The sequence below is a fragment of the Rhizobium sp. NZLR1 genome (genome assembly GCF_017357385.1).
GTDB lineage: Bacteria > Pseudomonadota > Alphaproteobacteria > Rhizobiales > Rhizobiaceae > Rhizobium.
Genome location: NZ_CP071632.1, coordinates 2,159,011 through 2,180,522, shown reverse-complemented (window position 1 = coordinate 2,180,522; position 21,512 = coordinate 2,159,011). Strand labels below are relative to the sequence as shown.

Below are 21,512 nucleotides of genomic sequence, written 5' to 3'. Positions count from 1 at the left end.
AGTCAATATTCAAGCGTACTAAAATACGGAGGTTCCCACGGGCGGGCAACCTCTCGCGCGCCGGAATTGAGCGGTGGTGCAGTTTGCAATCTTGTCATCTGGACGATCCGACCTAGACGTCAGTTTTGCGATTGCGGTGCGGTCTTTGCTGACGTCTTGCGGCCGGATGTCTCTTCCTCCAGGAGGCTGTAGGCGATGTAGTATTTGAAGATGTTGCCGACATACTGCACCGTTTCCCGGCCAACGATCGCAGCAGCACCATTCTCGACGTTTCCGAACCATACATCCGAGCTGAGGCCGAGCTCGGCGGCCTTCTTGCGAAATTTCCTGAGGTTGCCCGGTCCGGCATTATAGGCCGCAAACGCCATGAGCTGGCGATCGCGCGGCGAGATGCCCGGATCGTCGATGTAGACGTCGATAAGGTGGCGCAGATATTTCGCGGCCGCTTCGACGTTCCGATCCTCGCTCTTGGCAATGCCTGTGATGCCGACCTCCTTTCCGGCGGCGGTTGCCGGAAGCAGTTGCATAACCCCGACAGCGCCGCGCGGGCTACGTCGCTTCTGGTCGAGCTGCGATTCCTGATAGCCCTGTGCCATCAGCATGAGGTAGTCGAACGAGTATTCCCCAGCATGGACCCGGAATATGTCGACGAGCGTCTTGAAGCGCGCGACATCCTCGGGGGAATAGGCCTGCTTGAGGATCTTGTCGCTCTTGAAATACTTGTTGCGCAGCATGTTGCCGAATGTTGTGCCGACCTCGTGCTCGCCAGCAAACTTGTCGAGCACTGCCTTCAGTTGCGGGCTGTCCTTGCGGATCGCCCAAGCGATATGACCGTCGGTCGAGATCGCGATATCCGAACGCACCTTGAGATCGGTGAACACCTTCGTCCAAATGTCGGCCTTGTATTGGTCGACGATCGTCCAGGGCAGTAGTCCCGCATTGACCATCTCCATGAGGTCCTCGTCCTCGAGGTTTTCGTCGATGACCTTCATTTGGACTTCGGGCCGGCCCTCCGCCTTCATGCGCTCGTTCAGAGCAAGAAGATGCTCGTCGTAGCTGCTGGTCTCCCGGACGGAGATCTCCTTGCCGGATAAGTCGTCGAGACTTGCGATTGCTGGGGCTGACGGTCCCGTAACTAAAACTTCGCTTGCGTGCTCGTAGATCGGTGCACTGAAATCGACCTGCTCCAGTCGCTTGGGCGTGATCGTCATGTTCGCCATGATGATATCGCCCAGCCCTTCGTTGAGAGCAGGGATCAGCCGGTCGCGCGGCGTCGGAATGAAGGCGATCCGCATGCGCTCGATCTCTTTCTTCTTTCCCTCGTTTAGTGCTGTCTCGAGCGCGGTACCAAACTCGACGGCCGTTCCGAACTGGCGGCCTTTGTCGAGGAAATAAATCGTCTTGCTGTAGGGAACGAGAATACGGATCAGCCGCAGCTTCGTCATCGCGTCGAGATCGCCGGTATGCGGCTTCGGGAGGATTGCAGCCATCGTCAATGCGGCGCTTTCGGCGGCGAAGACTAACGGATGAACGCCGAGAAGGATCGAGGCAACCAAGATAAGCACTCGGGAGATGTGGCGCATGGATCGAACCTTGGTTAGCGTTGATCAGGGCAGCAGCGCGGGGCCGACGCCCCCGATCAGTCCGGTAGACGTCGGCCGCTTTCCAGTCATCGTTGAGATCGATCGGAACGACAGGCTGGATGTTGACCATGGCTCTCTCGCCCTCGTCGGGGCCATAGCCGGAGTCGTAGTTATCAGCGACGCGATCGGATTGGATAGTTTTTTTGGCGAGGTACTCCAACGTCAGAATCTCACGGTCATCCCGATGATCGGTCCATGCTGGATGACGTCGTAGGAAAACCCATCGCTGCTGTAGTCCACGCCCTGCGCGCGATAGCCGGCCACGGCGGAAACGGTGTCATTGAACTTGTAGCCAAGGCCCGCGAGAACGTCCCAGTCGAGGTCCGCCCCACCCGCACCGATCATTCCCCAGCCGGTCGCGTAGATCTTGTCGGTGAAGGAGTAGCTACCCTTGATGCCGACGATGGCGTCGACCCAGTTTGCGGAATCGGTCTTCGACAGGCTGCCGATCAGCCCGCCGCTCAGGCCGACACGCGTTTCGACGTGCCAGAAGCGAGCACCCGCGAGAACGTCCAGCCGCGCATTCTGATCCTCGTAGACCGTGTAGGCACCACCCAGCATTGCGGTGAACGTCTCCGATTTCAGCCTGACTTCGTCTGCGACGACGCCGCGCGGCGAAGCCGAACTGGTCGTCACGCGGACGTAGCTGAGATCGGTGAAAATGCTGTACCGGTCATATCTGGCATCGCCCGCCGCCATGAACGCAAAGTCGAGGTCCGACAGGATGTCGCCGAAGTCCTGGTGGATATCGACGGTGGGAAGCCCGAAGACTTGCGTCTCGCCGTCCAGTCCCGCCGCCCAGAAGTAGGGCGAAAACGAAAACGTCCATTGGCCGGGATCTCGGGGAACGGGCTGCGGCGCCGTTACGGGCAGCAGATCCGCGGCATAAGCCCCCGGAGTGAAAACAGACGCTGCCAGCATCCCAAGGAAATGTTTGATCGAACGATGCATGGGCTTCCTTTCGCCTTCCGCTGCCTGTTGATCCGACATCTGTGCCGCCAATGAGTTTCATGCGACCTCGGCGCAGACGAACTCGCTGAACCGTCCGACCGGATAAGCTGCCGAAAAGGCCGATCGCACATTGCCGACAGATAGATCCGGTCCATCGACCACCAGGACGCCGGTCTGTTCTGAGTGCAGAAATGTAAGCTGCCCGTTGGTCAGGGCTGCAGCGCCCTCCTGGGAGACAATGACGATGCAGTCTCTCATCCCATCCACGTCAGGTTCGACACGGGGGGCCGGCGGATCGGCCCGAACGTCGAAACCGCTAGGCGTTGGAAGGAAGTAGCCCCACGTCCTGCTTTCGATCATCAGGACGAAGAAGTTTGGAAGAGCCGCCAGCTTTGAACTCGAAAGAACCTGTTCAAGCCGCTGCTGCAGGGTCGTCAAAAGCACGACCGCCGCGTGACGGGACTGACCCATGTCGACTTCGCCGATGGGAGGCTCCGGCAGGAGATCCTCGTCGATCGCCTGCCGGGTTGCTACAGCCACCGCAAGTGCAAGTGGATGCTCGACGGAGAACTCGATGGTCAGCGAGCATATGGTGCACATGCCTTAGCCCCCCGTCACGCTGTGACGATGTTGAACCAGAATTCGAAGTTGTCGAGCAGGCCGACGAATTCTGCCAGCTTCTTCGGATCGCCAGTTAGCTTGGCCTTGCCCTCCACAACCTGCTTTTCCATCGTCGAAGTACCGAGCATCACGTCGTTCAACGCCTCGCGGGTGGTGACGATCGACACATCGGCGTCCGAAAGCGTCTTGTCCTTGGAATAGTGGATGGCGGCGTTGGCAACGCCGACCGCATATTTCTGGTTCGTGTCGGTCAGTTCCATGTTGATGTTGATGGTCTTGCCGGCAGCGCGGTCGCCGTTCAGCCGCACTCCGAGGAAGTCGAAGAACATCTCGATCGGCATGGCCTTGATCGTATCCGGGCTTGCCGTGTTCGGCGTCGGCAGTTCTGTAACGCCTTGGCGAAGCTCGCGTGCCCCCGTCAGATAGAAGTTGCGCCACGGGCCGGATTCGGCCTGATAGCCGAGCTGCTCGTAGGTATCGGCGAGGAGCTGTTTTGCGGCGATGTTGTTGGCATCGGCAAAGACGACGTGATTGACCACTTCGGCAACCCAACGATAGTCGCCCTGGTCGAAGGATTCCTTCGCTTGCCGCAGCACATTGTCAGCACCGCCCATGAAGTTGACATAGCGGGCGCCGGCATCGGTCGGCGGCAATTGGTGAAGCGTGGCCGGAACGCCGTCGAAGAAGCCGAGGCGAAGGTTATATTGCGCCACAGCGTCATGATAGACCGTGCCGTAATAGCTTCTGCAGGCCCACGTGGTCGCCAGCTCCTGCGGCAGGCGAATGACTTCGCCGATCTCCTTCGGGGTCATGCCGCTGTTTGCCATGCGCATCACCTGGTCATGGATGAAGCGGAACAAGTCGCGCTGCTTTTCGATATGAGCCACAACCTTGTCATTGCTCCAGGTCGGCCAGTGATGCGAGGTGAAAAGCACTTCCGTCTCGCCGCCGAACATGTCTAGCGCCTGCTGCAGATATTTCGACCAGAGGAGCCCGTCGCGAACCTTTGCGCCGCGCAGCGTGTAGAGATTGTGCAGCGTATGGCAGGCGTCTTCCGCGGCGCAGAATGCCTTGTAGCGGGGAATGTAGAACATGAATTCCGACGGCGCCTCGGAATTCGGCGCCATCAGCACCTGCAGCTCAACGCCATCGATGTTGATCTTCTGCCCCGTTTCCGTCGCCCAATCGGTCGGCAATGCCAGTCCGATTTCGCCTGAAGAGGTGGATTTGCCAAGGCCGCCATCGACCTGGCCGGTCGCACCGCGCGGCAGTAGGTTGCCGTACATATAACTTGCGCGCCGGCTCATGGCGTTGCCGGCAATGATGTTTTCGCCGACGGCCGCTTCGGTGAAATCCTCCGGCGCCAGGATTTTGACCTTGCCGGCATCGATATCGGCCTGGTTCACCAGCCCACGCACACCACCATAATGGTCCACATGGCTATGCGTGTAGATGACCGCGACAATCGGCTTGTCGCCAAGCTTCGGGATGACCAGTTGTTTCCAGACGGCCGAGGCCGTTTCCGAACTGACGAGCGGGTCGATAACGATATAGCCGGTATCGGTGCGGATGATGCTCATCACCGAAAGGTCATAACCCCGCGCCTGATAGACGCCGTCAACGACTTCGAACAGGCCGTGAATCATGTTGAGCTTGGCCATGCGCCAGAGGCTCGGATTGACCGTATCGGGCGCATCGTCCTGATCGGATGTGCCGAGGAACGAATAGGTGCTGAGGTCCCAGACGGGAACGCCTTCGGCATTGTTGATGATCGCCGGGTCCGGCAGTGCCGCCAAAAGCCCGCGATGGGCGTCCTTGAAATCCTCCACATCATCGAATGGAAGGCCGTTGCGATAAAGCGCGTTATATTCGGTCGTCGCCTTGGTGGCCGGTTTTGCGGCGCTTCCGCTCGGCGAAACAGGTGGGGCATCCTGCGCGGATGCTGCTGACGAGCGCCCGACGAGACCCACCGTCAGGCCCGTCGTCGCCATCCCTTTTAGAAAATCAGCTCTGCTAATTCCGAAGTTATCCTGTTGTGCCATTTGCTCATCTCCGCCGGCGCGATGCCGATTGCTAAGGTCACACTTCGTAATCGCGGGATTGTTGCTTCTGTAGCTCTCCCGTCGGCGGCATCTTCGGTGTATGGGTTGATGAAGTATAGTTGGACCATGGGCCAACAAATGTGGATTGATCGGCGTGCTTTTTTGAGCCGACATGCGCCTAGAGCATTTCCGTTTTTCTTCGCTGAAGCGGATCCCGGCTGAGATCGGCTACATCGTGCCGGCGAAGCTGATCCTGCACCCGGTCGCGGTTTTCCTGGCACTGACAGCGGTCGGTGGGTTCGAGCCGGTGTGGATCCAGGCAGCCGTGCTGCTCGCCTCGCTGCCGACGGCGACCAACGTCTTCGTCATCGGCCAGCAATATAGTGTGTGGCAGGAGCGCGCCTCGGCGACGATCCTGATCACAACGGTGCTTTCGGTGGTCAGCGTTTCGCTCTGGCTGATCGTGATCCGCTCAGGCCTTCTTCCGCTTCAGCTTTTCCCGTAGAGCACCCGGAATATCGCGCAAGCCGCGGCCGGGCTCGATGCCTTCGCGCATGATGATATTGCGCAGCGGCGGAATCGCCGAGAGGATATGCAGGCCCGCAGCCCGCAGCATCTGCACCGGCAGGAAATCCGAAAGCAGCGAGCGGTTGAGAAGATCAACACTGGCCGTGCGCGTCATGATATCGGCGCGGCGCTTGCGGTCGAAGCTTTCGCCGGCATCGGCCGGCACCGGCAATTCCGCCCTGTCGCAGAGGATCTCGGTCAGCGCCATGATATCGCGCAGGCTGAGGTTCAGCCCCTGCGCCCCGATCGGCGGGAAGACATGGGCGGCCTCGCCGATCAGCGCGATGCGCCCCTTGCCGAAACGATGGGCGATCATGCCGGACAGCGGCCAGACCTGGACGCCCTCCTCCACATCGACCTTGCCGAGCATGGACTGCATGCGCGCCTCGACAAGGGCGCCGAGTTCGGCAAGCGGCAATTCCAGGCGCTTTGCTGCTTCAGCGGGGTCCTGTACCCAGACGAGGCTGGAGCGACCTTGGGGCAGCGGCACTTGGGTGAAGGGGCCATGTTTGGTATGGAATTCGGTCGAGATGTTCTGGTGCGGCAGCGAATGGGCGAAATTCAGCACCATCGCCGACTGCGGATAGGACCAGTTGCGCACGCCGATATCTGCCGTCTCGCGCAGCTTCGAGCCGCGGCCGTCGGCGCCGACGGCAAAATCGGCTGAAAGCATCTCGCCGCCCGCAAGCGTGATCGACACGGTCTCGGCGGAGATCGCGATCGATTCGGCCATATCGGTGAAGCGGGTGATATTGCCCTCGTCGGCGACGGCATTTTCGAGGACGTCGATCAGCGCCTTGTTGGGGAAATTATAGCCGAAGGCATCGAGGCCGACCTCAGCGGCGCGGAAGGTGGTCGTCGGCGCGCGCAGCAGCCGGTCAGTGCCGTCGACGATGCGCATGCTGGTGAGAGGCGTGGCTGCCGGGCGCAGCTTTTCCCAGAGCGCCAGCCGGTCGAAGAAGCGGATCGACTGATCCATCAGCGCTGTGGTGCGCCGGTCCTCTTTTGCCGCGACGGGCGCCACCAGCGCCACACTACGGCCACCGCGACCAAGCGCGATTGCGGCGATCATGCCGGCGAGACCGCCACCGATCACCGCCACTTCGAATGTCTTCATGCTACCGTTCCGCTCATCGTAAAAAGGCGGATCGGTCGCTTATGCGGCCGGCTTCGCCTGACGGCGCCAACTATAGCCCTTGCCGGCTTCGGCGTCACGCACCGCCGGCTGATAATGATGGGGAATGGCGGGAAGACGGTTTTCGGAAAGCCGCTTCAGCGCCGTGGCGTTGCTGACGGAAAAGCTGTCGATACCGACGCGCAGCATCAGCGGCACCTGGTCGATCAGCACGTCGCCGACGGCGCGCAGCTCGTTGGTGTAGCCGAGGCGCTGGCGCAGCAGCGAGGCATGGCTGAAGGCCCGCCCGTCGTTGAACGCCGGAAAGGCGACGGCAACGATTTCGAGGCGATAGAGATAGGGCTCCAGCCGGCGCACATCGTCGGCCGGCTTGATCAGCACCCCGAGGCCGACATCGTTGCTTACGTCGGCCTTGGCGATCAGCTCGTCGAGGCTGAGCAGCGGCTTCTGCTCGCCGGTCGCCTTCGCCTCGTCGGTCTCGATCACCCAGGGATCGTTTTCGACAAAACCGGTTTCTCTCCAGATCTTCGTCATCATCGCCTCCTTATGCCGCTTCGGCGGTTGAGCCGTAGAGCGCAGCCTTGAAAGGCTGCGGCCCGACGCGGCGATAGGTGGCAAGGAAGATCTCCGATGGATCGAGGCGCAGGCCGAGATAGGTGTCGACGATCGTCTCGATCGCGTCCGTCACCCGGTCGGGCTCAAAACCGCGGCCGATGATCTCGCCGATCGAGGTATGTTCGTCGCCGGAACCGCCGAGGGTGATCTGGTAGAGTTCGGCGCCCTTCTTCTCGACACCAAGCAGGCCGATATGGCCAACATGGTGGTGGCCGCAGGCATTGATGCAGCCGGAGATCTTGATCTTCAGCTCGCCGATCTCGGCCTGGCGTTCGGCATTGCCGAAACGGCGGGAGATTTCCTGCGCCAGCGGAATGGAGCGCGCATTGGCGAGCGCGCAATAGTCCAGCCCCGGACAGGCAATGATATCGGTGATCAGGCCGGCATTGGCTTCGGCCAGATTGATGGCGACGAGGCCGCGATAGACGGCTTCCAGATCGGCAAGTGCAACATGCGGCAGGATGAGGTTCTGCTCATGGCTGACACGGATTTCGTCGAAGGCATATTCTTCGGCGAGATCGGCGATCGCATCCATCTGCGCGTCGGTAGCATCCCCCGGAATGCCGCCGATCGGCTTCAGCGAGATCGTCACCATGCCGTAATCGGGGTTCTTGTGCGGCTGCACGTTCTGCTGCACCCAGCGGGCGAAATCCGGATCGGCCTTCTTCCAGCGGGCGAGGTTTTCCCAGCCTTCGGCGCGCTCGGACAAAGCCGGCAGTGCGAAATAGCTGGCGATCGCCTCGACGTCCTTTTCCGGCAGCTTCAGCTCGCTATCCTTCAGCGCGGCGAATTCCACTTCCACCTGGCGCGCCAGTTCCTCGGCGCCGGTTTCGTGCACGAGGATCTTGATGCGGGCCTTGTACTTGTTGTCGCGGCGGCCGTGCAGATTGTACACGCGAACGATTGCCGTGGTGTAGGAGAGTAGGTCCTCTTCGGGCAGGAAGTCGCGGATCAGCTTGGCGATCATCGGCGTGCGGCCCTGGCCACCGCCGACATAGACGGCAAAACCGATCTCGCCCTTGTCGTTCTTCTTCAGATGCAGGCCGATATCGTGGACCTGGATCGCGGCGCGGTCGCGGTCGGCGCCGGTGACGGCGATCTTGAACTTGCGCGGCAGGAAGGAGAATTCCGGATGGACCGACGACCACTGGCGCAGGATTTCGGCATAGGGACGCGGATCGGCGATCTCATCGGCGGCGGCACCGGCAAAGTGATCGGCCGTCACGTTTCTGATGCAGTTGCCCGAGGTCTGCAGGGCATGCATCTCGACGCTTGCGAGATCGGCGAGCGCATCGGGGATTTCCGACAGCTTCGGCCAGTTGAACTGCAGGTTCTGGCGCGTGGTGAAATGGCCATAGCCGCGGTCATAGGTGCGGGCAATATGGGCGAGCATGCGCAGCTGGCGGGCGCTCAGCGTGCCATAAGGAATGGCGATGCGCAGCATATAGGCGTGGAGCTGCAGGTAGACGCCGTTCATCAGGCGCAGCGGCTTGAACGCATCCTCGGCAAGTTCGCCGGAAAGGCGGCGCTGAACCTGGTCGCGAAACTGCTCGACGCGCTCGCTGACAAAGGCATGGTCAAATTCGTCGTAACGGTACATCGTCTTCCTCAGACTGCAATGAATTCGGGATCGGCCGGAGCGTAGCCCGGGGCATATTCCATGGTCGGACCCTGGGCGCGGATGCGCTCGCGAAGGCGAAGCGGCCAGAGACTGCCGTTGGTGTCCTGGACTTCGACGACGGCGACGTCAACGACTTCGTTATCGGCATAGGATTTCTTGCCGATGGCTTCCAGCGCTTCAACGGCTTCGTTATGGCGGGCGACTAGCGCCTCCTGCAGCGAGGTGGACCACGCGCCCTTCGCATCCAGCCAGACGGCAATGCCGTCCGTCAGCCGGTTGGCCGTCAGAACCTTGTCTACCATGTTTAGCTCCTTGCAAGTTCCTCGAGCCGGGCGTTCGCACGCACCAGCGGCTCGGACAGTTCGAAATTGGCGCCGGCGACCGCATCGCCGATAATGACCATGACCGGACCGGTCAGCTCGTCGCGGTGCTGCAGGTCGGGCAGATCGGCGAGCGTGCCATGCAGCAGGCGGCGCTCAGTGCGGCTGGCATTCTCGATGACGGCGACGGTGGTCTCGGCGGGAATGCCGGCCTGCATCAGCCGCTCGGCAACGGAGGCGGCAACCGTGCGGCCCATATAGACGGCGATCGTCGCGCCGGAGACGGCAAGGCTTGCCCAATCGGGCAGCACGTCGCCGGTCAAATCATGGCCGGTGGTGAAGACCAGCGAGGAGGCAACGCCGCGCAGCGTCAGCGGCAGCTCGAAATCGGCGGCGGCGGCGAAAGCCGAGGTGATGCCGGGCACCACCTCATAGGTGACGCCGGCAGCGCGCATTGCCGCCATCTCTTCGCCTGCCCGGCCATAGACCAGCGGATCGCCGGATTTCAGGCGGACGACACGCTTGCCCTGGCGACCGAGGTCGACCAGCAGGTCGTTGATCTCTTCCTGCGATTTCGAATGGCAGCCCTTGCGCTTGCCGACGGAAAGCCGCTCGGCGTCGCGGCGGCCCATATCGACGATCGCCTGCGGCACGAGCGCGTCATAGACGATGACGTCGGCTTCCATCATTACGCGCTGGGCGCGTAGCGTCAGAAGATCCTCGGCACCGGGACCGGCACCGACCAGCCAGACATGGCCGGCGACTTTGTCCATCGAGCCCAACAGCCGGTCGGCGGCGTGGCGGGCCTGCGGCAGGTTGCCGTTGGCGATCGCATCGGCCACGGCGCCGGAGAAAAAGCGGCGCCAGAAGACGCGGCGGGTGACGCCACGCGGAACGAGCTGGTCAACGGCCTTGCGGTAGCTCGTCGCCAGGCCGGCAAGCCGGCCGAGCGAGGGGGAGAGAAGCTGATCGATCTGCGCACGGATCATTTGCGCCAGAACCGGCCCCGCCCCTTCGGTGCCGATCGCAACGGCGACGGGGGCGCGATTGACCAGCGCCGGCGTGAAGAAATCGCAGTAATCGGGCTGATCGACGGCATTGGCCGGAATTCTGACAGTGCGGGCGGCATCGACAATCCGGCGGTCGTCAGCCTCATTGCCGGTGGCGGCGAAGACCAGCGCCGATCCCTCGACCTGCTCGGCGGAAAAGCCGGTGCGCACGGTCTCGATACGGTTGGCGATCAGGAAGGCGTGATAATCGGCTTGCGGCCGATCGGCATAGGCAACGATCCGCGCCCGTGTGTTCAAGAGCAGCCGCACCTTGGCGAACGCTTCGTCGCCATTGCCGAAGACAGCCGTCTTCTGGCCTTCCACGCGAAAGAAGGCTGGAAATACCGAAAGCTGCTCAGTCTTGGGAGACATCATCAATCCACTTCGAAGTTGCCAGACTATGCCCTTGATCGACAAGGGATTGAAGGAACAGAAATTCGAAAGCCCCAGCAAGCGGGTATTCTTTTGCTCGTCTCATTAGCGATTTGAGAAAAGTCACCCATGCTGACCAAAACAGCACAAGTGAGCGCATTTGCTGCAGCGCATTGTAAAGCCTGTGACAAAAGACGTCCACCGGCGTTTCGCGCATTTCACTTGCGCCGCCGAGGCGATAGACTGAGGGAAAACCGGAGAGATCAATGCCCGACAAAACCATCGCCGCCCGCCTGCTTTCCGTTGTCGAAGACGATATCCTGCCGCTGACCGAGCGCGGCGTTTCACTGGGGAATAAGGTGTTCGGCGCGGCGATCCTGCGCAAATCCGATCTTTCGCTCGTCGTCGCCGAGACCAACAACGAGCTCGACAATCCGCTCTGGCACGGCGAAGTGCATACGCTGAAGCGCTTCTACGAGCTTGGCGACAAGCCGGCGACCAAGGATTTGATCTTCCTGTCGACGCACGAACCCTGCACCATGTGCATGTCGGCGATCACCTGGGCGGGCTTCGACAATTTCTATTATTTTTTCAGCCACGAAGATTCCCGCGATGCCTTCGCCATTCCGCACGACCTGAAGATCCTGAAGGAGGTCTTCGGGCTTGAACCCGGCGGCTATCGCAGGCAGAACGCCTTCTGGAACAGCTTTGCCATCGCCGATCTCGTCGCGACCGAAGAGGCTCAGCTGAAGACCGCGCTGCAGTCCCAGACCGCCCGCATCAAGGCGCGCTACGACGCGCTTTCCACCACCTACCAGTCGTCGAAGAGCGCCAACGACATACCGCTCAACTGAGGCCGCTGAACCGAGGCACCATGGAACCTTCCACAGAGATTTTACGGCTGATCGAGATCATGGCGGCGCTGCGCCATCCCGAAACCGGCTGCCCCTGGGACATCGAGCAGAGCTTCGAGACGATCAAGCCCTATACGATCGAGGAGGCCTATGAGGTCTCCGATGCGATCGAGCGCGGCGATATGGACGATCTTTGCGACGAGTTGGGCGACCTGCTGCTGCAGGTGGTCTTCCATGCCCGCATGGCCGAGGAGGCCGGCGAATTCTCGTTCGGCGACGTGGTCAACGCCATCACCACCAAGATGATCCGCCGCCACCCACATGTCTTTGCCCGCTCGGCCGCCGATACGCCGGATGCGGTGAAGAAACAGTGGGACGAGATCAAGCAGGCGGAAAAACGCGAGCGCACAGAGCGCCGGTCCAGGCGGGGGATCACCGAGGATTTCAACGGCGGCTTTCTCGGCTCGGTGCAGCGCAGTTTTCCCGCTTTGACCGAAGCGTTGAAGCTGCAGGAACGCGCCGCGAAAGTCGGTTTCGACTGGTCGGCGCCGGAACCGATCCTCGACAAGATCGAAGAGGAGATCGGCGAATTGCGGGTAGCATTAAGCGAAGGCGATCGCGCGAAGGTCAGTGACGAACTCGGCGACCTGATCTTCGCGGTTGTCAATATCGGCCGGCATGTGAAGACCGATCCGGAACAGGCGCTGCGCGGGACGAACACGAAATTTCGGCGTAGGTTCAGCCATATAGAGAATGTTCTTGATAAAGGAGGCGAGACACTGGAAGCGGCCAGTCTCGAGCGAATGGAGGAGATCTGGCAAGCGGCCAAGGCGATTGAAAGAGCGCTCGTGGCTGGGTAGATCGGCCTAAGTTTGGCAAGAAGCCAACCCCACTCTCCGTCATGCTCGGCTCAAGGCGGTCAGGCTGAGTGAGCAGAGCGTTGCCACATCTCCCTTCTCCCCAGCGGGAAGAAGATGCCGGCAGGCCAGATGAGGGGGTGAGCGACGCCAGGAGCGAGTGCGCTGAGCGCAAGCGAAGGGCAGCATGAAGGGTGTACCGTGCGGCCCCCTCATCCGACCCTTCGGGCCACCTTCTCCCCGCTGGGGAGAAGGGAGTGACTCACCGCTCCCAATCTTCCTTCGAAGACTTCGCGCCATTGCCGATGCGGCGTTCGAGTTCGGTGGCTTCGGTTTCGGAGAGGCGCAGGTCGAGCGTGATCGAGCCGTCCTCATTGTCCTCGCGGGCATCGACGATCGCGTGGTCGTAGAGCCAGGGCAACAGCGCTAGCTTGTCGACCGGAAGGCGGATGGTCGCTTCGGTCATCACGCCGGAGAGCCTGCGGCTGATCTCATCCATCAGCGTGTCGACGCCCTCGCCGCTGACGGCCGAGACCGCGACGACGTTGCTGGCGCCGGCCGATTTCTGCACCATGGTGTCGTGCACCTCGGGCTCCAGGCGGTCGATCTTGTTCCAGACCTCGATCAGCCGCTTCTCGGCTTCGGCCTCGTCGATGCCGAGATCACCAAGGATGCGCATGACGTCGGAGCTCTGGGCCTGGTTGTCGGCATCGGACATGTCGCGGACATGCAGGATGAGATCGGCTTCCAGCACTTCTTCGAGCGTCGCCCGAAAGGCGGCGACCAGATGGGTCGGCAGGTCGGAGATGAAGCCAACGGTGTCGGACAGGATGACGGTGCGGCCGTGCGGCAGCTTCATGCGCCGAAGCGTGGGATCGAGCGTGGCAAAGAGCATGTCTTCGGCCAGCACGCCGGCGCCGGTGATGCGGTTGAACAGCGTCGACTTGCCGGCATTGGTATAGCCGACCAGCGCCACGATCGGGTGCGGCACCTTGCGGCGCTTGGCGCGGTGGAGCTGGCGAGTGCGTACGACCTGCTCCAGTTCGCGTTCGAGCTTGATGATGCGGTCCTGCAGCATCCGCCGGTCGGCTTCAATCTGGGTTTCGCCCGGGCCGCCCATGAAGCCGCCGCCGCCGCGCTGACGTTCAAGGTGGGTCCAGCTTCGAACCAGCCTGCCCTTCTGGTAATTCAGGTGGGCGAGATCGACCTGCAGCGTGCCTTCCTTGGTGGAGGCGCGGCGGCCGAAGATTTCGAGGATGAGGCCCGTCCGGTCGATGACCTTGGCGTTCCATTCCTTTTCGAGATTGCGCTGCTGCACCGGCGTCAGCGGATGATCGACGATGACGAGACCGGAATCCCGCTCATTGAGCAGCGCCTTGATCTCCTCGATCTTGCCGGTGCCGAGCAATGTGGCCGGTCGCGGATCATTGACCGGGACGACCGAGCCGCTGACGACATCGAGGTCGATCGCCTGGGCAAGCCCCGTCGCCTCTTCGAGCCGGCTTTCCGGCGTGCGGGTCGAGGCCGATTCGCTCTGGCCGCCGCGGCTACGCGATTTCAGAACCGGCACGACGACAGTCGCGCGCATGTCGTCCCTGTGCTTGGCGGCCTCAGGGATGATCGAATCGTTCTTGGTATCGCGTGTCGAAATGACGGCTGATCCTGTTAGGACGCTGCTTCTTCGCTCTCGAACATCTGCATGGGCTGGCCCGGCATGATCGTCGAGATCGCATGCTTATACACGAGCTGCGAATGGCCGTCACGGCGAAGAAGAACACAGAAATTGTCGAAAGACGTAACAACGCCCGTGAGTTTCACGCCGTTGATCAAAAAGATTGTCAGGGAAATCTTTTGTTTGCGAACAGTATTGAGAAATAAGTCCTGCAGATTCTGAGAACGTTCCGCCATCGCGCCGCTTCTTTCTTTATTGCCGACCTGATCCGGCCGGTAGAATATCAATCAACCTCACCCGCAAGACCGGCGCCTCATTCACCCGTCCAGCAAATCTTGGTATCAAATCGCAATCTTTTCCGCAACGTCGAAAAAGGCTTCGCGGACTTTCTGCGAGACGCTGCCCGGATGACCGTTGGCGATCGTCTGGCCATCGACGGAAACGACCGGAAAACAAATACTTGTGGCTGCGGTGAGGAAGACCTCGCGGGCTGCGAGCATCTCGGAAACCGAGAAGTTTCGCTCGGTGATCTGCAACCCGAGCTTGGCTGCGACGTCCATCAAGGTGGTGCGGGTAATGCCGCGCAGGATGCCGTGTTCGGCCGGCCGCGTCACCAGCATTCCCTCGGAATCGACGATCCAGACATTGGTCGCCGCCCCTTCCTTGACCATCCTGTCGCCGTCGACATAGATCGCTTCCTGGGCGCCGGCCTCCTTGGCCTGCTGGCGGGCCATCGCGTTCGGCAGCAGACCGACGGATTTGATGTCGACGCGGTCCCAGCGATTGTCGACAAGGGTGATCGCCCTGATGCCATTGGCATTCTTGGCGGCGATGATTTTGGGATCGGTGCTCTTGGCGGTGATAACAAGCGAGGGCGTCGTTCCCTCGGCCGGGAAGACATGATCACGGCGCGCCACTCCGCGCGTCACCTGCATGTAGAAAAGCCCGTTGCAGACATGGTTGCGGCGCAGCGTCTCGCGAATGACCTGCGTCAGTGCCGCCCGGCTCATCGGCCAGGCGATGCGCAGCTCACCGAGCGAACGGTCGAGACGGTTCAGATGGCGGGTGAGATCGACGATGTAGCCATGGCGCACCTCGCAGACCTCATAGACGCCGTCGGCGAACTGATAACCGCGATCCTCGATATGCACGCTGGCATCGGAATGCTTGACGTAACGGCCATTCACATAGGCAATTCTCGGCATGGGAAACCTGGTCTTCCGGGAAGCAATACAAGGGGCACGGCGCGGCGTCGGCCGCGCCGAATGCAAATCAGACGCCGAGCGACTTCAGCTTGCGGTGCAGCGCCGAACGCTCCATGCCGACGAATTCCGCGGTGCGCGAGATATTGCCGCCGAAGCGGTTGATCTGGGCGATCAGATAATCCTTCTCGAACATCTCGCGGGCTTCGCGCAGCGGCAGCGTCATGATGTGATAGTCGTTCTTGGCGGAGACCTTCGGCAGCATGTCGCCGAGATCGGTCGGCAGCATGTCGGCGGTGATCGGCGCATCCGGCCCGTCGGTGCGGGCAAGGATCATCAGGCGCTCGATATTGTTGCGCAGCTGGCGGATATTGCCCGGCCAATCATGCGCCTGCAGCACGGCCATGGCGTCGTCGCCGATGCGGCGCGGACGAATGCCGGCCTGCTCGGAAATCTGCCGCATCAGCTGGTCGACGAGGAAAGGAATGTCTTCGCGCCGCTCGGCCAGGGCCGGCACTCGCACCGGCACGACGGCGAGGCGATGATAAAGATCCTCGCGGAACCATCCCTCAGCGATACGGCTCTCGAGATTATAGGCGGTCGAGGAGATGATGCGGACATCGACCTTGACGCGCTTGGAACCGCCTACCCGCTCGAACTGCTGGTCGACCAGCACGCGCAGGATCTTGTTCTGCGTCTCGCGCGGCATCTCGCCGACTTCGTCGAGATAGAGGATGCCGCGATGGGCTTCCTCGAGCGCGCCGATCTTGCGGGCCTGACCGGGCGTGCCCTCGGTGCCGAACAGCGCCACTTCCATGCGGTCGGGCGTGATGTTGGCAGCATTGATCGCCACAAAGGGGCCGTTGGCGCGGGCCGACTTCTTGTGGATCATCCGCGCCACCAGCTCCTTGCCGGAGCCGGATGCGCCGAGGATCATGATGCGGCTGTTGGTCGGTGAGACCTTCTCGATGGTCTGACGCAGCTGCGAAACGGCAACCGAGGTGCCGATCAGCTCCAATGCGTCGCCGGTGCGGCGCTTCAGCTCGGAGACCTCGCGCTTCAGCTTGGAATTCTCAAGCGCCCGTTCGGCGATCAGAATCAGCCGGTCGGCCTTGAAAGGCTTCTCGATGAAATCGAAGGCGCCGCGCTTGATCGCCGAGACGGCGGTCTCGATGTTGCCATGGCCGGAGATCATTACCACCGGCAATTCCGGATGGCGGGTCTTGATCTCGTCGAGCAGCGACAGACCGTCGAGCTTGCTGCCCTGCATCCAGATATCGAGGAAGATCAGCCGCGGCACCCGGTCGGAAATCGCCGCCAGCGCGCTGTCGCTGTCATGGGCCGTGCGCGTTTCGTGTCCCTCGTCGGAGAGAATGCCGGAAACGATCTCGCGAATATCGTGCTCGTCGTCGACGACAAGAATATCAGAGGCCATAAACGCTTTCCTTGTCATTGGCTGCGGGAGAGGCGGGCGTCGGATCCCGACGTGGCAGATGCACGCGGATCATGGCCCCTCTTCCCCGGTCAAAATCGGCGGGCGCATCATGCAGCTCAAGCTGCCCGCCATGTTCCTCGATGATCTTCTTGACGATGGCGAGACCGAGTCCAGTGCCCTTCTCACGCATCGTCATATAGGGTTCCAGAATGCTGTGGCGGTTCTCCACCGGCAGGCCGCGGCCATTGTCGATGACATCGACGGTGAAGCGGTCGCGGCCGGTGTCGAGGGCGGCTCGGACGAGTATCTTGCGTTCGTCGCGTTCGTCGCTCGGAACGGCCTCGATCGCTTCGACGGCATTCTTGATCAGATTGCCGAAAGCCTGGCCGAGCATGCGGCTGTCGAACAGGCCCTCCAGCGGCTGCTCACCGAAATCCTGGGCAAAACTGACGTGATGATTGCCCATCTCGCGCAGGAAGATCGCGTCGCGCAAGATATCGCGCAGGTCGCTCGGCTCCTTGGTCGGCTTCGGCATGCGGGCGAAGGCAGAGAATTCGTCGACCATGCGGCCGATATCGCCGACCTGGCGGATGATCGTATCGGTGCACTGGTCGAAGACGGCCCGGTCGCCCGGGTCGATCTGCTTGCCGTAACGGCGCTGGATGCGCTCGGCGGAAAGCTGGATCGGCGTCAGCGGGTTCTTGATCTCATGGGCGATGCGTCTTGCGACGTCGCCCCAGGCGGTCGAGCGCTGGGCGATGACCAAGTCGGTGATGTCGTCGAGCGTGATCACATAGGATTCGCTCTGATCGCGCACTTCCTCGCGGGTGACCTGCACGCTCAGCGTCCTGACCGTGCCGCCGCGCACGAGCGCGATCTGCTTGCGGAAATCGCCGCGATGACGCGAAGCCGCCTCGGTCAGCACGTGATCGACCTCCGGCGCGATGTCGACCAGCTGCTTGCCGAGCATCTCATCGGCCGACAGCGACATCAGCGTTTCGACCGAACTGTTGACGATGGCGATGCGGCGATCCTGCTCGACGCCGATGACGGCGGCAGTGACGCCCGACAGCACCGCTTCGATAAAGCGGCGGCGATCGTCGACCTCGTCCTTGGCTTCGAGGATCTCGTCGCGCTGAGTGCGGATTTCCGAGATCATCTTGTTGAAGGTGCGCGACAGATTGGCGACGTCGCCGTCGACGGCATGCACCGGCACGACAATATCCATATTGCCCGATGCCACGCTGTCGGCAGCGGTGATCAACAGCCGGATCGGCCGGACGATGCGGTCGGCAACGGCGATCGCGGTCCAGATCGCCGCGAGCAGCACGATCAGCGCGAAGCCGATATAGAGCACGGCGAAGGCGATTTGCAGCGAGAAGCGGTTGGCTTCCATCGAGCGATATTCGGTGGCGTTCTCCTCCATCATGCGCATGGCGCCCATGACCTTGGGATCGACGGCGCGCACCGTATAGAGGAAGGTGCCCTGGATGGCATCGAGCTTGATGATGGCGCCGACAAGGTTGGTGACGCCGGGCGGAATCAGTGTCGGCTGGCCGGCCGCGGCCTTCTCAAGCGCGTCCTGCGGGATCGCCGGCAACGGCTTTTCTGTGGCGATGTCGGCCTGGACGATCACCGAACCGTCGCGCTCGACGAGGAAGGAGCCGAGCAGGCCGCGGCCCCTCGCCTGGCGCGTCATCAGGTCGGCAAAACCTGTCCGGTCGAGGCTGTAGAGCGCGCGGTTGCGCTCCAGGTCGTTGGCCATGGAAACCGTCTGCCCCTGCAGGTAGCTGGCGTTTTCCATCATGTAGGCCTGGCCGATATTGCGCGACGAACTGACGATCGACTGGGTGCGCAACGCAAACCAGCGGTCGAGACCGGCATTCAGGGTGATGCTGGCGAAGATGGCGACGAGGATTGCCGGCGTGATCGCGACGATCGAGAAGAGCACGACGATGCGGATATGCAGGCGAGCAGCCGCCCGCCCTCGGGTGCGGGCCTTGAGCAGCCTTGCCACCTCACGGGCGATCAGCGCCAGCAGCGTCAGGACAAAGAAGGAATTGACGATCACCGAGGTGATGACGACGTGCGAACTCGGGGCGATCGGGGTGAGGCCGAGCAGCACGAAAAGTGTCGCCGTGGCGCAGAGAAGCGCGCCGCCGGCAAGCACAAGGCCGGGCACGGCAAAAAGGGCGCGGCGATCGGTCACCGTGGTCACCGCCTCGCCCGCCGCCGCCGGCGATACCCCATCCTGCGTCATTCGGCCTCTCTTCAGGCGGCACCCGCCGCCCTCGCCAGCCGATCGAAACCAAAGAACGCCGGCTCAAGAAAGCCAGCGCTGCAACGACTCGATCGGGAGCGAAGTCCAAAACCCTTGCGTGACCTTTAAGCAACGCATTGTGGCGAAAATGCAACGCCGTCCGTCACATTGTCAAGCCGCGCAGGGCCTCGGCCCACATGCTCTTTAGAAACGACGTGGTTCTTCCGGTTTGTTTCCAACAATCGTGTCGATCCGGTCCAGCACGTCAGGCGTCATCTTGTGCCTGTGCGAAAGCGCCGCGAGATTGTCCTGCAACTGGCTGGCGCGCGAGGCGCCGAGAATGACGGTGGAGACGTTGCGATTGGCGAGGCACCACAACAAAGCGAGATGCGTGATCGACAGGCCGATCTCGTCCGCGAGCTTTGCAAGCTCACCAACTTGTTTGAGCTGAGCGCGGCCAGCATCGCTGGACCACTTTTCCTTCAGCCATTCGTATCCCGGCAGGTTCATGCGGCTGTCGGCTGGCACACCATTATTGTATTTGCCGGTCAGGACGCCCGAGGCGAGCGGCGACCAGATCGTGGTGCCGAGGCCGATGAGGTCATAGAGCGGCAGATAGTCGGACTCGACCTTCTGACGTTCGAAGATGTTGTATTGCGGCTGCTCCATTGTCGGCGGCGTGATGCGCAAGTCGCGAGCCACGGCGTAGGCTTCCGTCAATTGCTGCGCGGACCATTCCGACGTCCCCCAGTAGAGCACCTTGCCCTGGGCAACGAGATCGTGCATCGCCCGCACCGTTTCCTCGACCGGCGTATCGATATCCGGGCGATGGCAGAAATAGAGGTCGAGGTAGTCGACCTGAAGCCTCTTCAATGCGGCGTGACAGGCATCGGTCACATGCTTGCGCGACAGGCCGCGCTGCGTCGGCTTCTGGCCGCCCCAGAAGACCTTGCTCGAGACGACGAAGCTGTCGCGGCTCCAGCCAAGCGATTTGAGCGCCTCGCCCATGACGATTTCGGACTTGCCGCTTTCGTATCCTTCGGCATTGTCGAAGAAGTTCACCCCGTTGTCATAGGCAAGCTTCATGAGGTCGACGGCGTCGCCTCCATTGACCTGCTTGCCGAACGTCACCCATGAACCGAAGGAGAACTCGCTCACTTTCAGGCCTGACTTTCCCAAACGTCGATATTCCATCATGCAACTCCCGTAAATTATGAATATGTGCCGGCCTGTCACCGGGGACGGCGTCGCCCGATTGATCGACGACCGATTCGTGTAATCTATGGCATGCTCAACGAGATGCGAGGCTCAGCCCGCGAAGTTGACCAAAACACAATGTCGCAGTTCCCATCAGCCCCGACCGTAAAGAAAAAGGGCGCTCCACGACATTAGTCGGAGCGCCCGTGGCATGCGATCGACAACGTTTGCGGCGGAGGTCGACAGCAGCAATGGCAGATGATGAGATTCGGAACGGATAGGCAACATGCGATAGAAATCTGCGACATTATAGCCCGCTGATTGATCGTGTCGTCCACCGGATATCCACAGCTTATCCACAGGCATTGCGACGACGACCGCAGCAACTTCAATGACATTCGCCTGGCGTCAAATCACCCCTCACAAATGCTTATGTGACTGTTGAATGACACCGCAATTTTGTTTGTCTGCTTGGATACAAACCGCGACCTGGCTCGGATAGGCTCAGCTCTCCTCCCGACCGTGGCGGCGGACGCCGGGAGGGGTGGGCGGTGGGCAAACATGAGGGCCCGCCGCCTTCTTTTTATCGCGCCCCCGAACACACTCAGGCGGTGCGGGAACTCCTGTAGACCGAGACGCCAAGTTCCCTGATCTTCTTGCGCAAGGTGTTGCGGTTGAGACCGAGAAGATCGGCCGCCTCGATCTGGTTGCCGCACGTCGCCGCCAGTTTCCTGTCGATGATCCAGGCATCCGGGCGGCATCTTTGCACCATCGCTTGCGGTTGGCGCCGGTTTCGGCAGCACGGTCGGATCGCTGCTCGGCACCAGCATCGCGTTAGCGGCCATCCTCGCCATGGCAGGCTATTTCGCTGGCGTCGTGGAGACGCTGACGACCGCCTTCGTCATCATCCTTGAAATGATCGGCGACCACCAGGCCGTCATCCCGATCATGGCCGTTTCGATGATCGGCTACATAACGTCGCGCATTCTGACGCGCGAACCGGTCTATCACGGGCTTTCGCGCGTGTTCATCGCCGCGGGGGTCAGTCGAAAAAGAAGCAGAACGGAGTGACTTCCTAGACTTAATCTCGGCGGCTGGA

The 21,512-nt window shown here is 61.5% G+C and carries 19 protein-coding genes and 3 pseudogenes; 4 read left to right on the top strand and 18 right to left on the bottom strand.

Annotated features, from left to right (window positions below; all coding sequences use genetic code 11):
* Positions 1–119: 119 nt before the first annotated feature.
* From J3O30_RS10920 to J3O30_RS10905, 5 genes and pseudogenes are all read right to left on the bottom strand, one after another.
* Positions 120–1,583: a lytic transglycosylase F gene (locus J3O30_RS10920; RefSeq protein ID WP_207584138.1), complete on the bottom strand. Its 1,464-nt coding sequence runs from the start codon at positions 1,581–1,583 to the stop codon at positions 120–122.
* Between the two features lie 82 nt (positions 1,584–1,665).
* Positions 1,666–1,787: pseudogene (locus tag J3O30_RS33170) on the bottom strand (transporter); the annotation flags it as partial.
* Between the two features lie 18 nt (positions 1,788–1,805).
* Positions 1,806–2,564 carry a hypothetical protein gene (locus tag J3O30_RS10915; RefSeq protein ID WP_246762759.1) on the bottom strand — a complete coding sequence of 253 codons (759 nt, stop codon included), beginning with the start codon at positions 2,562–2,564 and terminating at the stop codon, positions 1,806–1,808.
* A gap of 87 nt (positions 2,565–2,651) precedes the next feature.
* Positions 2,652–3,194, bottom strand: coding sequence for a hypothetical protein (locus J3O30_RS10910; protein WP_207584136.1), 543 nt, complete (start codon positions 3,192–3,194; stop codon positions 2,652–2,654).
* 14 nt (positions 3,195–3,208) lie between these two features.
* On the bottom strand, positions 3,209–5,257 hold the full coding sequence (locus J3O30_RS10905; protein WP_246762747.1) for an alkyl sulfatase dimerization domain-containing protein: 2,049 nt from the start codon (positions 5,255–5,257) through the stop codon (positions 3,209–3,211).
* Between the two features lie 202 nt (positions 5,258–5,459).
* On the opposite strand from J3O30_RS10905, the pseudogene J3O30_RS10900 reads away from it, so the two are divergent.
* Positions 5,460–5,762: pseudogene (locus tag J3O30_RS10900) on the top strand (AEC family transporter); the annotation flags it as partial.
* On the opposite strand, the gene J3O30_RS10895 reads toward J3O30_RS10900, so the two are convergent.
* Genes J3O30_RS10895 through J3O30_RS10870 form a run of 6 tightly spaced genes read right to left on the bottom strand, consistent with a single transcriptional unit; the run spans position 5,730 to position 11,219 of the window.
* Positions 5,730–6,941, bottom strand: a complete 1,212-nt coding sequence (locus J3O30_RS10895) for a UbiH/UbiF family hydroxylase (protein WP_207584135.1) — start codon at positions 6,939–6,941, stop codon at positions 5,730–5,732. The pseudogene J3O30_RS10900 and the gene J3O30_RS10895 overlap by 33 nt on opposite strands.
* A gap of 39 nt (positions 6,942–6,980) precedes the next feature.
* A complete protein-coding gene (locus J3O30_RS10890; protein WP_207584134.1) occupies positions 6,981–7,493 on the bottom strand; it encodes a DUF934 domain-containing protein in 513 nt (170 codons plus the stop codon).
* A gap of 10 nt (positions 7,494–7,503) precedes the next feature.
* Complete coding sequence (locus J3O30_RS10885; RefSeq protein WP_207584133.1) at positions 7,504–9,174, bottom strand: nitrite/sulfite reductase; 1,671 nt, start codon at positions 9,172–9,174, stop codon at positions 7,504–7,506.
* Between the two features lie 8 nt (positions 9,175–9,182).
* Positions 9,183–9,497 carry a DUF2849 domain-containing protein gene (locus tag J3O30_RS10880; RefSeq protein ID WP_207584132.1) on the bottom strand — a complete coding sequence of 105 codons (315 nt, stop codon included), beginning with the start codon at positions 9,495–9,497 and terminating at the stop codon, positions 9,183–9,185.
* A gap of 2 nt (positions 9,498–9,499) precedes the next feature.
* On the bottom strand, positions 9,500–10,936 hold the full coding sequence (cysG, locus tag J3O30_RS10875) for a siroheme synthase CysG (RefSeq protein ID WP_207584131.1): 1,437 nt from the start codon (positions 10,934–10,936) through the stop codon (positions 9,500–9,502).
* Positions 10,920–11,219 carry a hypothetical protein gene (locus J3O30_RS10870; RefSeq protein WP_207584130.1) on the bottom strand — a complete coding sequence of 100 codons (300 nt, stop codon included), beginning with the start codon at positions 11,217–11,219 and terminating at the stop codon, positions 10,920–10,922. The genes cysG and J3O30_RS10870 overlap by 17 nt, the downstream gene beginning before the upstream one ends.
* On the opposite strand from J3O30_RS10870, the gene J3O30_RS10865 reads away from it, so the two are divergent.
* The gene (locus tag J3O30_RS10865; RefSeq protein ID WP_207584129.1) at positions 11,203–11,790 is read left to right on the top strand and encodes a nucleoside deaminase; all 588 of its coding nucleotides are present in this window, start codon (positions 11,203–11,205) and stop codon (positions 11,788–11,790) included. The two genes, J3O30_RS10870 and J3O30_RS10865, sit on opposite strands and share 17 nt — an antisense overlap.
* A gap of 20 nt (positions 11,791–11,810) precedes the next feature.
* Positions 11,811–12,650, top strand: a complete 840-nt coding sequence (gene mazG / locus J3O30_RS10860) for a nucleoside triphosphate pyrophosphohydrolase (RefSeq protein ID WP_207584128.1) — start codon at positions 11,811–11,813, stop codon at positions 12,648–12,650.
* A gap of 259 nt (positions 12,651–12,909) precedes the next feature.
* On the opposite strand, the gene hflX is transcribed toward mazG, so the two are convergent.
* From hflX to J3O30_RS33165, 7 genes are all read right to left on the bottom strand, one after another.
* Positions 12,910–14,235 carry a GTPase HflX gene (gene hflX, locus J3O30_RS10855; protein ID WP_207584127.1) on the bottom strand — a complete coding sequence of 442 codons (1,326 nt, stop codon included), beginning with the start codon at positions 14,233–14,235 and terminating at the stop codon, positions 12,910–12,912.
* Between the two features lie 77 nt (positions 14,236–14,312).
* Complete coding sequence (hfq, locus tag J3O30_RS10850) at positions 14,313–14,555, bottom strand: RNA chaperone Hfq (RefSeq protein WP_003539403.1); 243 nt, start codon at positions 14,553–14,555, stop codon at positions 14,313–14,315.
* Positions 14,556–14,660: 105 nt separating this feature from the next.
* Positions 14,661–15,524: a D-amino-acid transaminase gene (locus J3O30_RS10845; protein WP_207584126.1), complete on the bottom strand. Its 864-nt coding sequence runs from the start codon at positions 15,522–15,524 to the stop codon at positions 14,661–14,663.
* A 67-nt stretch (positions 15,525–15,591) separates the two neighbouring features.
* Complete coding sequence (locus J3O30_RS10840) at positions 15,592–16,956, bottom strand: sigma-54 dependent transcriptional regulator (protein ID WP_207584125.1); 1,365 nt, start codon at positions 16,954–16,956, stop codon at positions 15,592–15,594.
* Entirely contained in the window at positions 16,946–19,216 is a 2,271-nt protein-coding gene (locus J3O30_RS10835; protein ID WP_207584124.1) for a PAS domain-containing sensor histidine kinase, read from the bottom strand. Before J3O30_RS10835 ends, J3O30_RS10840 begins: the two co-directional genes overlap by 11 nt.
* A gap of 204 nt (positions 19,217–19,420) precedes the next feature.
* The gene (locus tag J3O30_RS10830) at positions 19,421–20,410 is read right to left on the bottom strand and encodes an aldo/keto reductase (protein ID WP_207584123.1); all 990 of its coding nucleotides are present in this window, start codon (positions 20,408–20,410) and stop codon (positions 19,421–19,423) included.
* Between the two features lie 607 nt (positions 20,411–21,017).
* Positions 21,018–21,116, bottom strand: coding sequence for a helix-turn-helix domain-containing protein (locus J3O30_RS33165; RefSeq protein WP_246762758.1), 99 nt, complete (start codon positions 21,114–21,116; stop codon positions 21,018–21,020).
* Positions 21,117–21,132: 16 nt separating this feature from the next.
* On the opposite strand from J3O30_RS33165, the pseudogene J3O30_RS10820 reads away from it, so the two are divergent.
* Positions 21,133–21,484, top strand: a pseudogene (locus J3O30_RS10820) (chloride channel protein); the annotation flags it as partial.
* Between the last annotated feature and the right edge of the window lie 28 nt (positions 21,485–21,512).

What these genes read in the sequence shown, in the direction of transcription:
- J3O30_RS10890 (WP_207584134.1), bottom strand. Translation starts at nt 7,493, where the DNA reads ATGACGAAGATCTGGAGAGAAACCGGTTTTGTCGAAAACGATCCCTGG.
- J3O30_RS10865 (WP_207584129.1), top strand. Translation starts at nt 11,203, where the DNA reads ATGCCCGACAAAACCATCGCCGCCCGCCTGCTTTCCGTTGTCGAAGAC.
- J3O30_RS10905 (WP_246762747.1), bottom strand. Translation starts at nt 5,257, where the DNA reads ATGGCACAACAGGATAACTTCGGAATTAGCAGAGCTGATTTTCTAAAA.
- J3O30_RS10840 (WP_207584125.1), bottom strand. Translation starts at nt 16,956, where the DNA reads ATGGCCTCTGATATTCTTGTCGTCGACGACGAGCACGATATTCGCGAG.
- hflX (WP_207584127.1), bottom strand. Translation starts at nt 14,235, where the DNA reads ATGCGCGCGACTGTCGTCGTGCCGGTTCTGAAATCGCGTAGCCGCGGC.
- J3O30_RS10830 (WP_207584123.1), bottom strand. Translation starts at nt 20,410, where the DNA reads ATGGAATATCGACGTTTGGGAAAGTCAGGCCTGAAAGTGAGCGAGTTC.
- J3O30_RS10845 (WP_207584126.1), bottom strand. Translation starts at nt 15,524, where the DNA reads ATGCCGAGAATTGCCTATGTGAATGGCCGTTACGTCAAGCATTCCGAT.
- J3O30_RS10915 (WP_246762759.1), bottom strand. Translation starts at nt 2,564, where the DNA reads ATGCTGGCAGCGTCTGTTTTCACTCCGGGGGCTTATGCCGCGGATCTG.
- J3O30_RS10920 (WP_207584138.1), bottom strand. Translation starts at nt 1,583, where the DNA reads ATGCGCCACATCTCCCGAGTGCTTATCTTGGTTGCCTCGATCCTTCTC.
- J3O30_RS10910 (WP_207584136.1), bottom strand. Translation starts at nt 3,194, where the DNA reads ATGTGCACCATATGCTCGCTGACCATCGAGTTCTCCGTCGAGCATCCA.
- J3O30_RS10835 (WP_207584124.1), bottom strand. Translation starts at nt 19,216, where the DNA reads ATGACGCAGGATGGGGTATCGCCGGCGGCGGCGGGCGAGGCGGTGACC.
- J3O30_RS10895 (WP_207584135.1), bottom strand. Translation starts at nt 6,941, where the DNA reads ATGAAGACATTCGAAGTGGCGGTGATCGGTGGCGGTCTCGCCGGCATG.
- J3O30_RS10870 (WP_207584130.1), bottom strand. Translation starts at nt 11,219, where the DNA reads ATGGTTTTGTCGGGCATTGATCTCTCCGGTTTTCCCTCAGTCTATCGC.
- J3O30_RS10880 (WP_207584132.1), bottom strand. Translation starts at nt 9,497, where the DNA reads ATGGTAGACAAGGTTCTGACGGCCAACCGGCTGACGGACGGCATTGCC.
- mazG (WP_207584128.1), top strand. Translation starts at nt 11,811, where the DNA reads ATGGAACCTTCCACAGAGATTTTACGGCTGATCGAGATCATGGCGGCG.
- hfq (WP_003539403.1), bottom strand. Translation starts at nt 14,555, where the DNA reads ATGGCGGAACGTTCTCAGAATCTGCAGGACTTATTTCTCAATACTGTT.
- cysG (WP_207584131.1), bottom strand. Translation starts at nt 10,936, where the DNA reads ATGTCTCCCAAGACTGAGCAGCTTTCGGTATTTCCAGCCTTCTTTCGC.
- J3O30_RS10885 (WP_207584133.1), bottom strand. Translation starts at nt 9,174, where the DNA reads ATGTACCGTTACGACGAATTTGACCATGCCTTTGTCAGCGAGCGCGTC.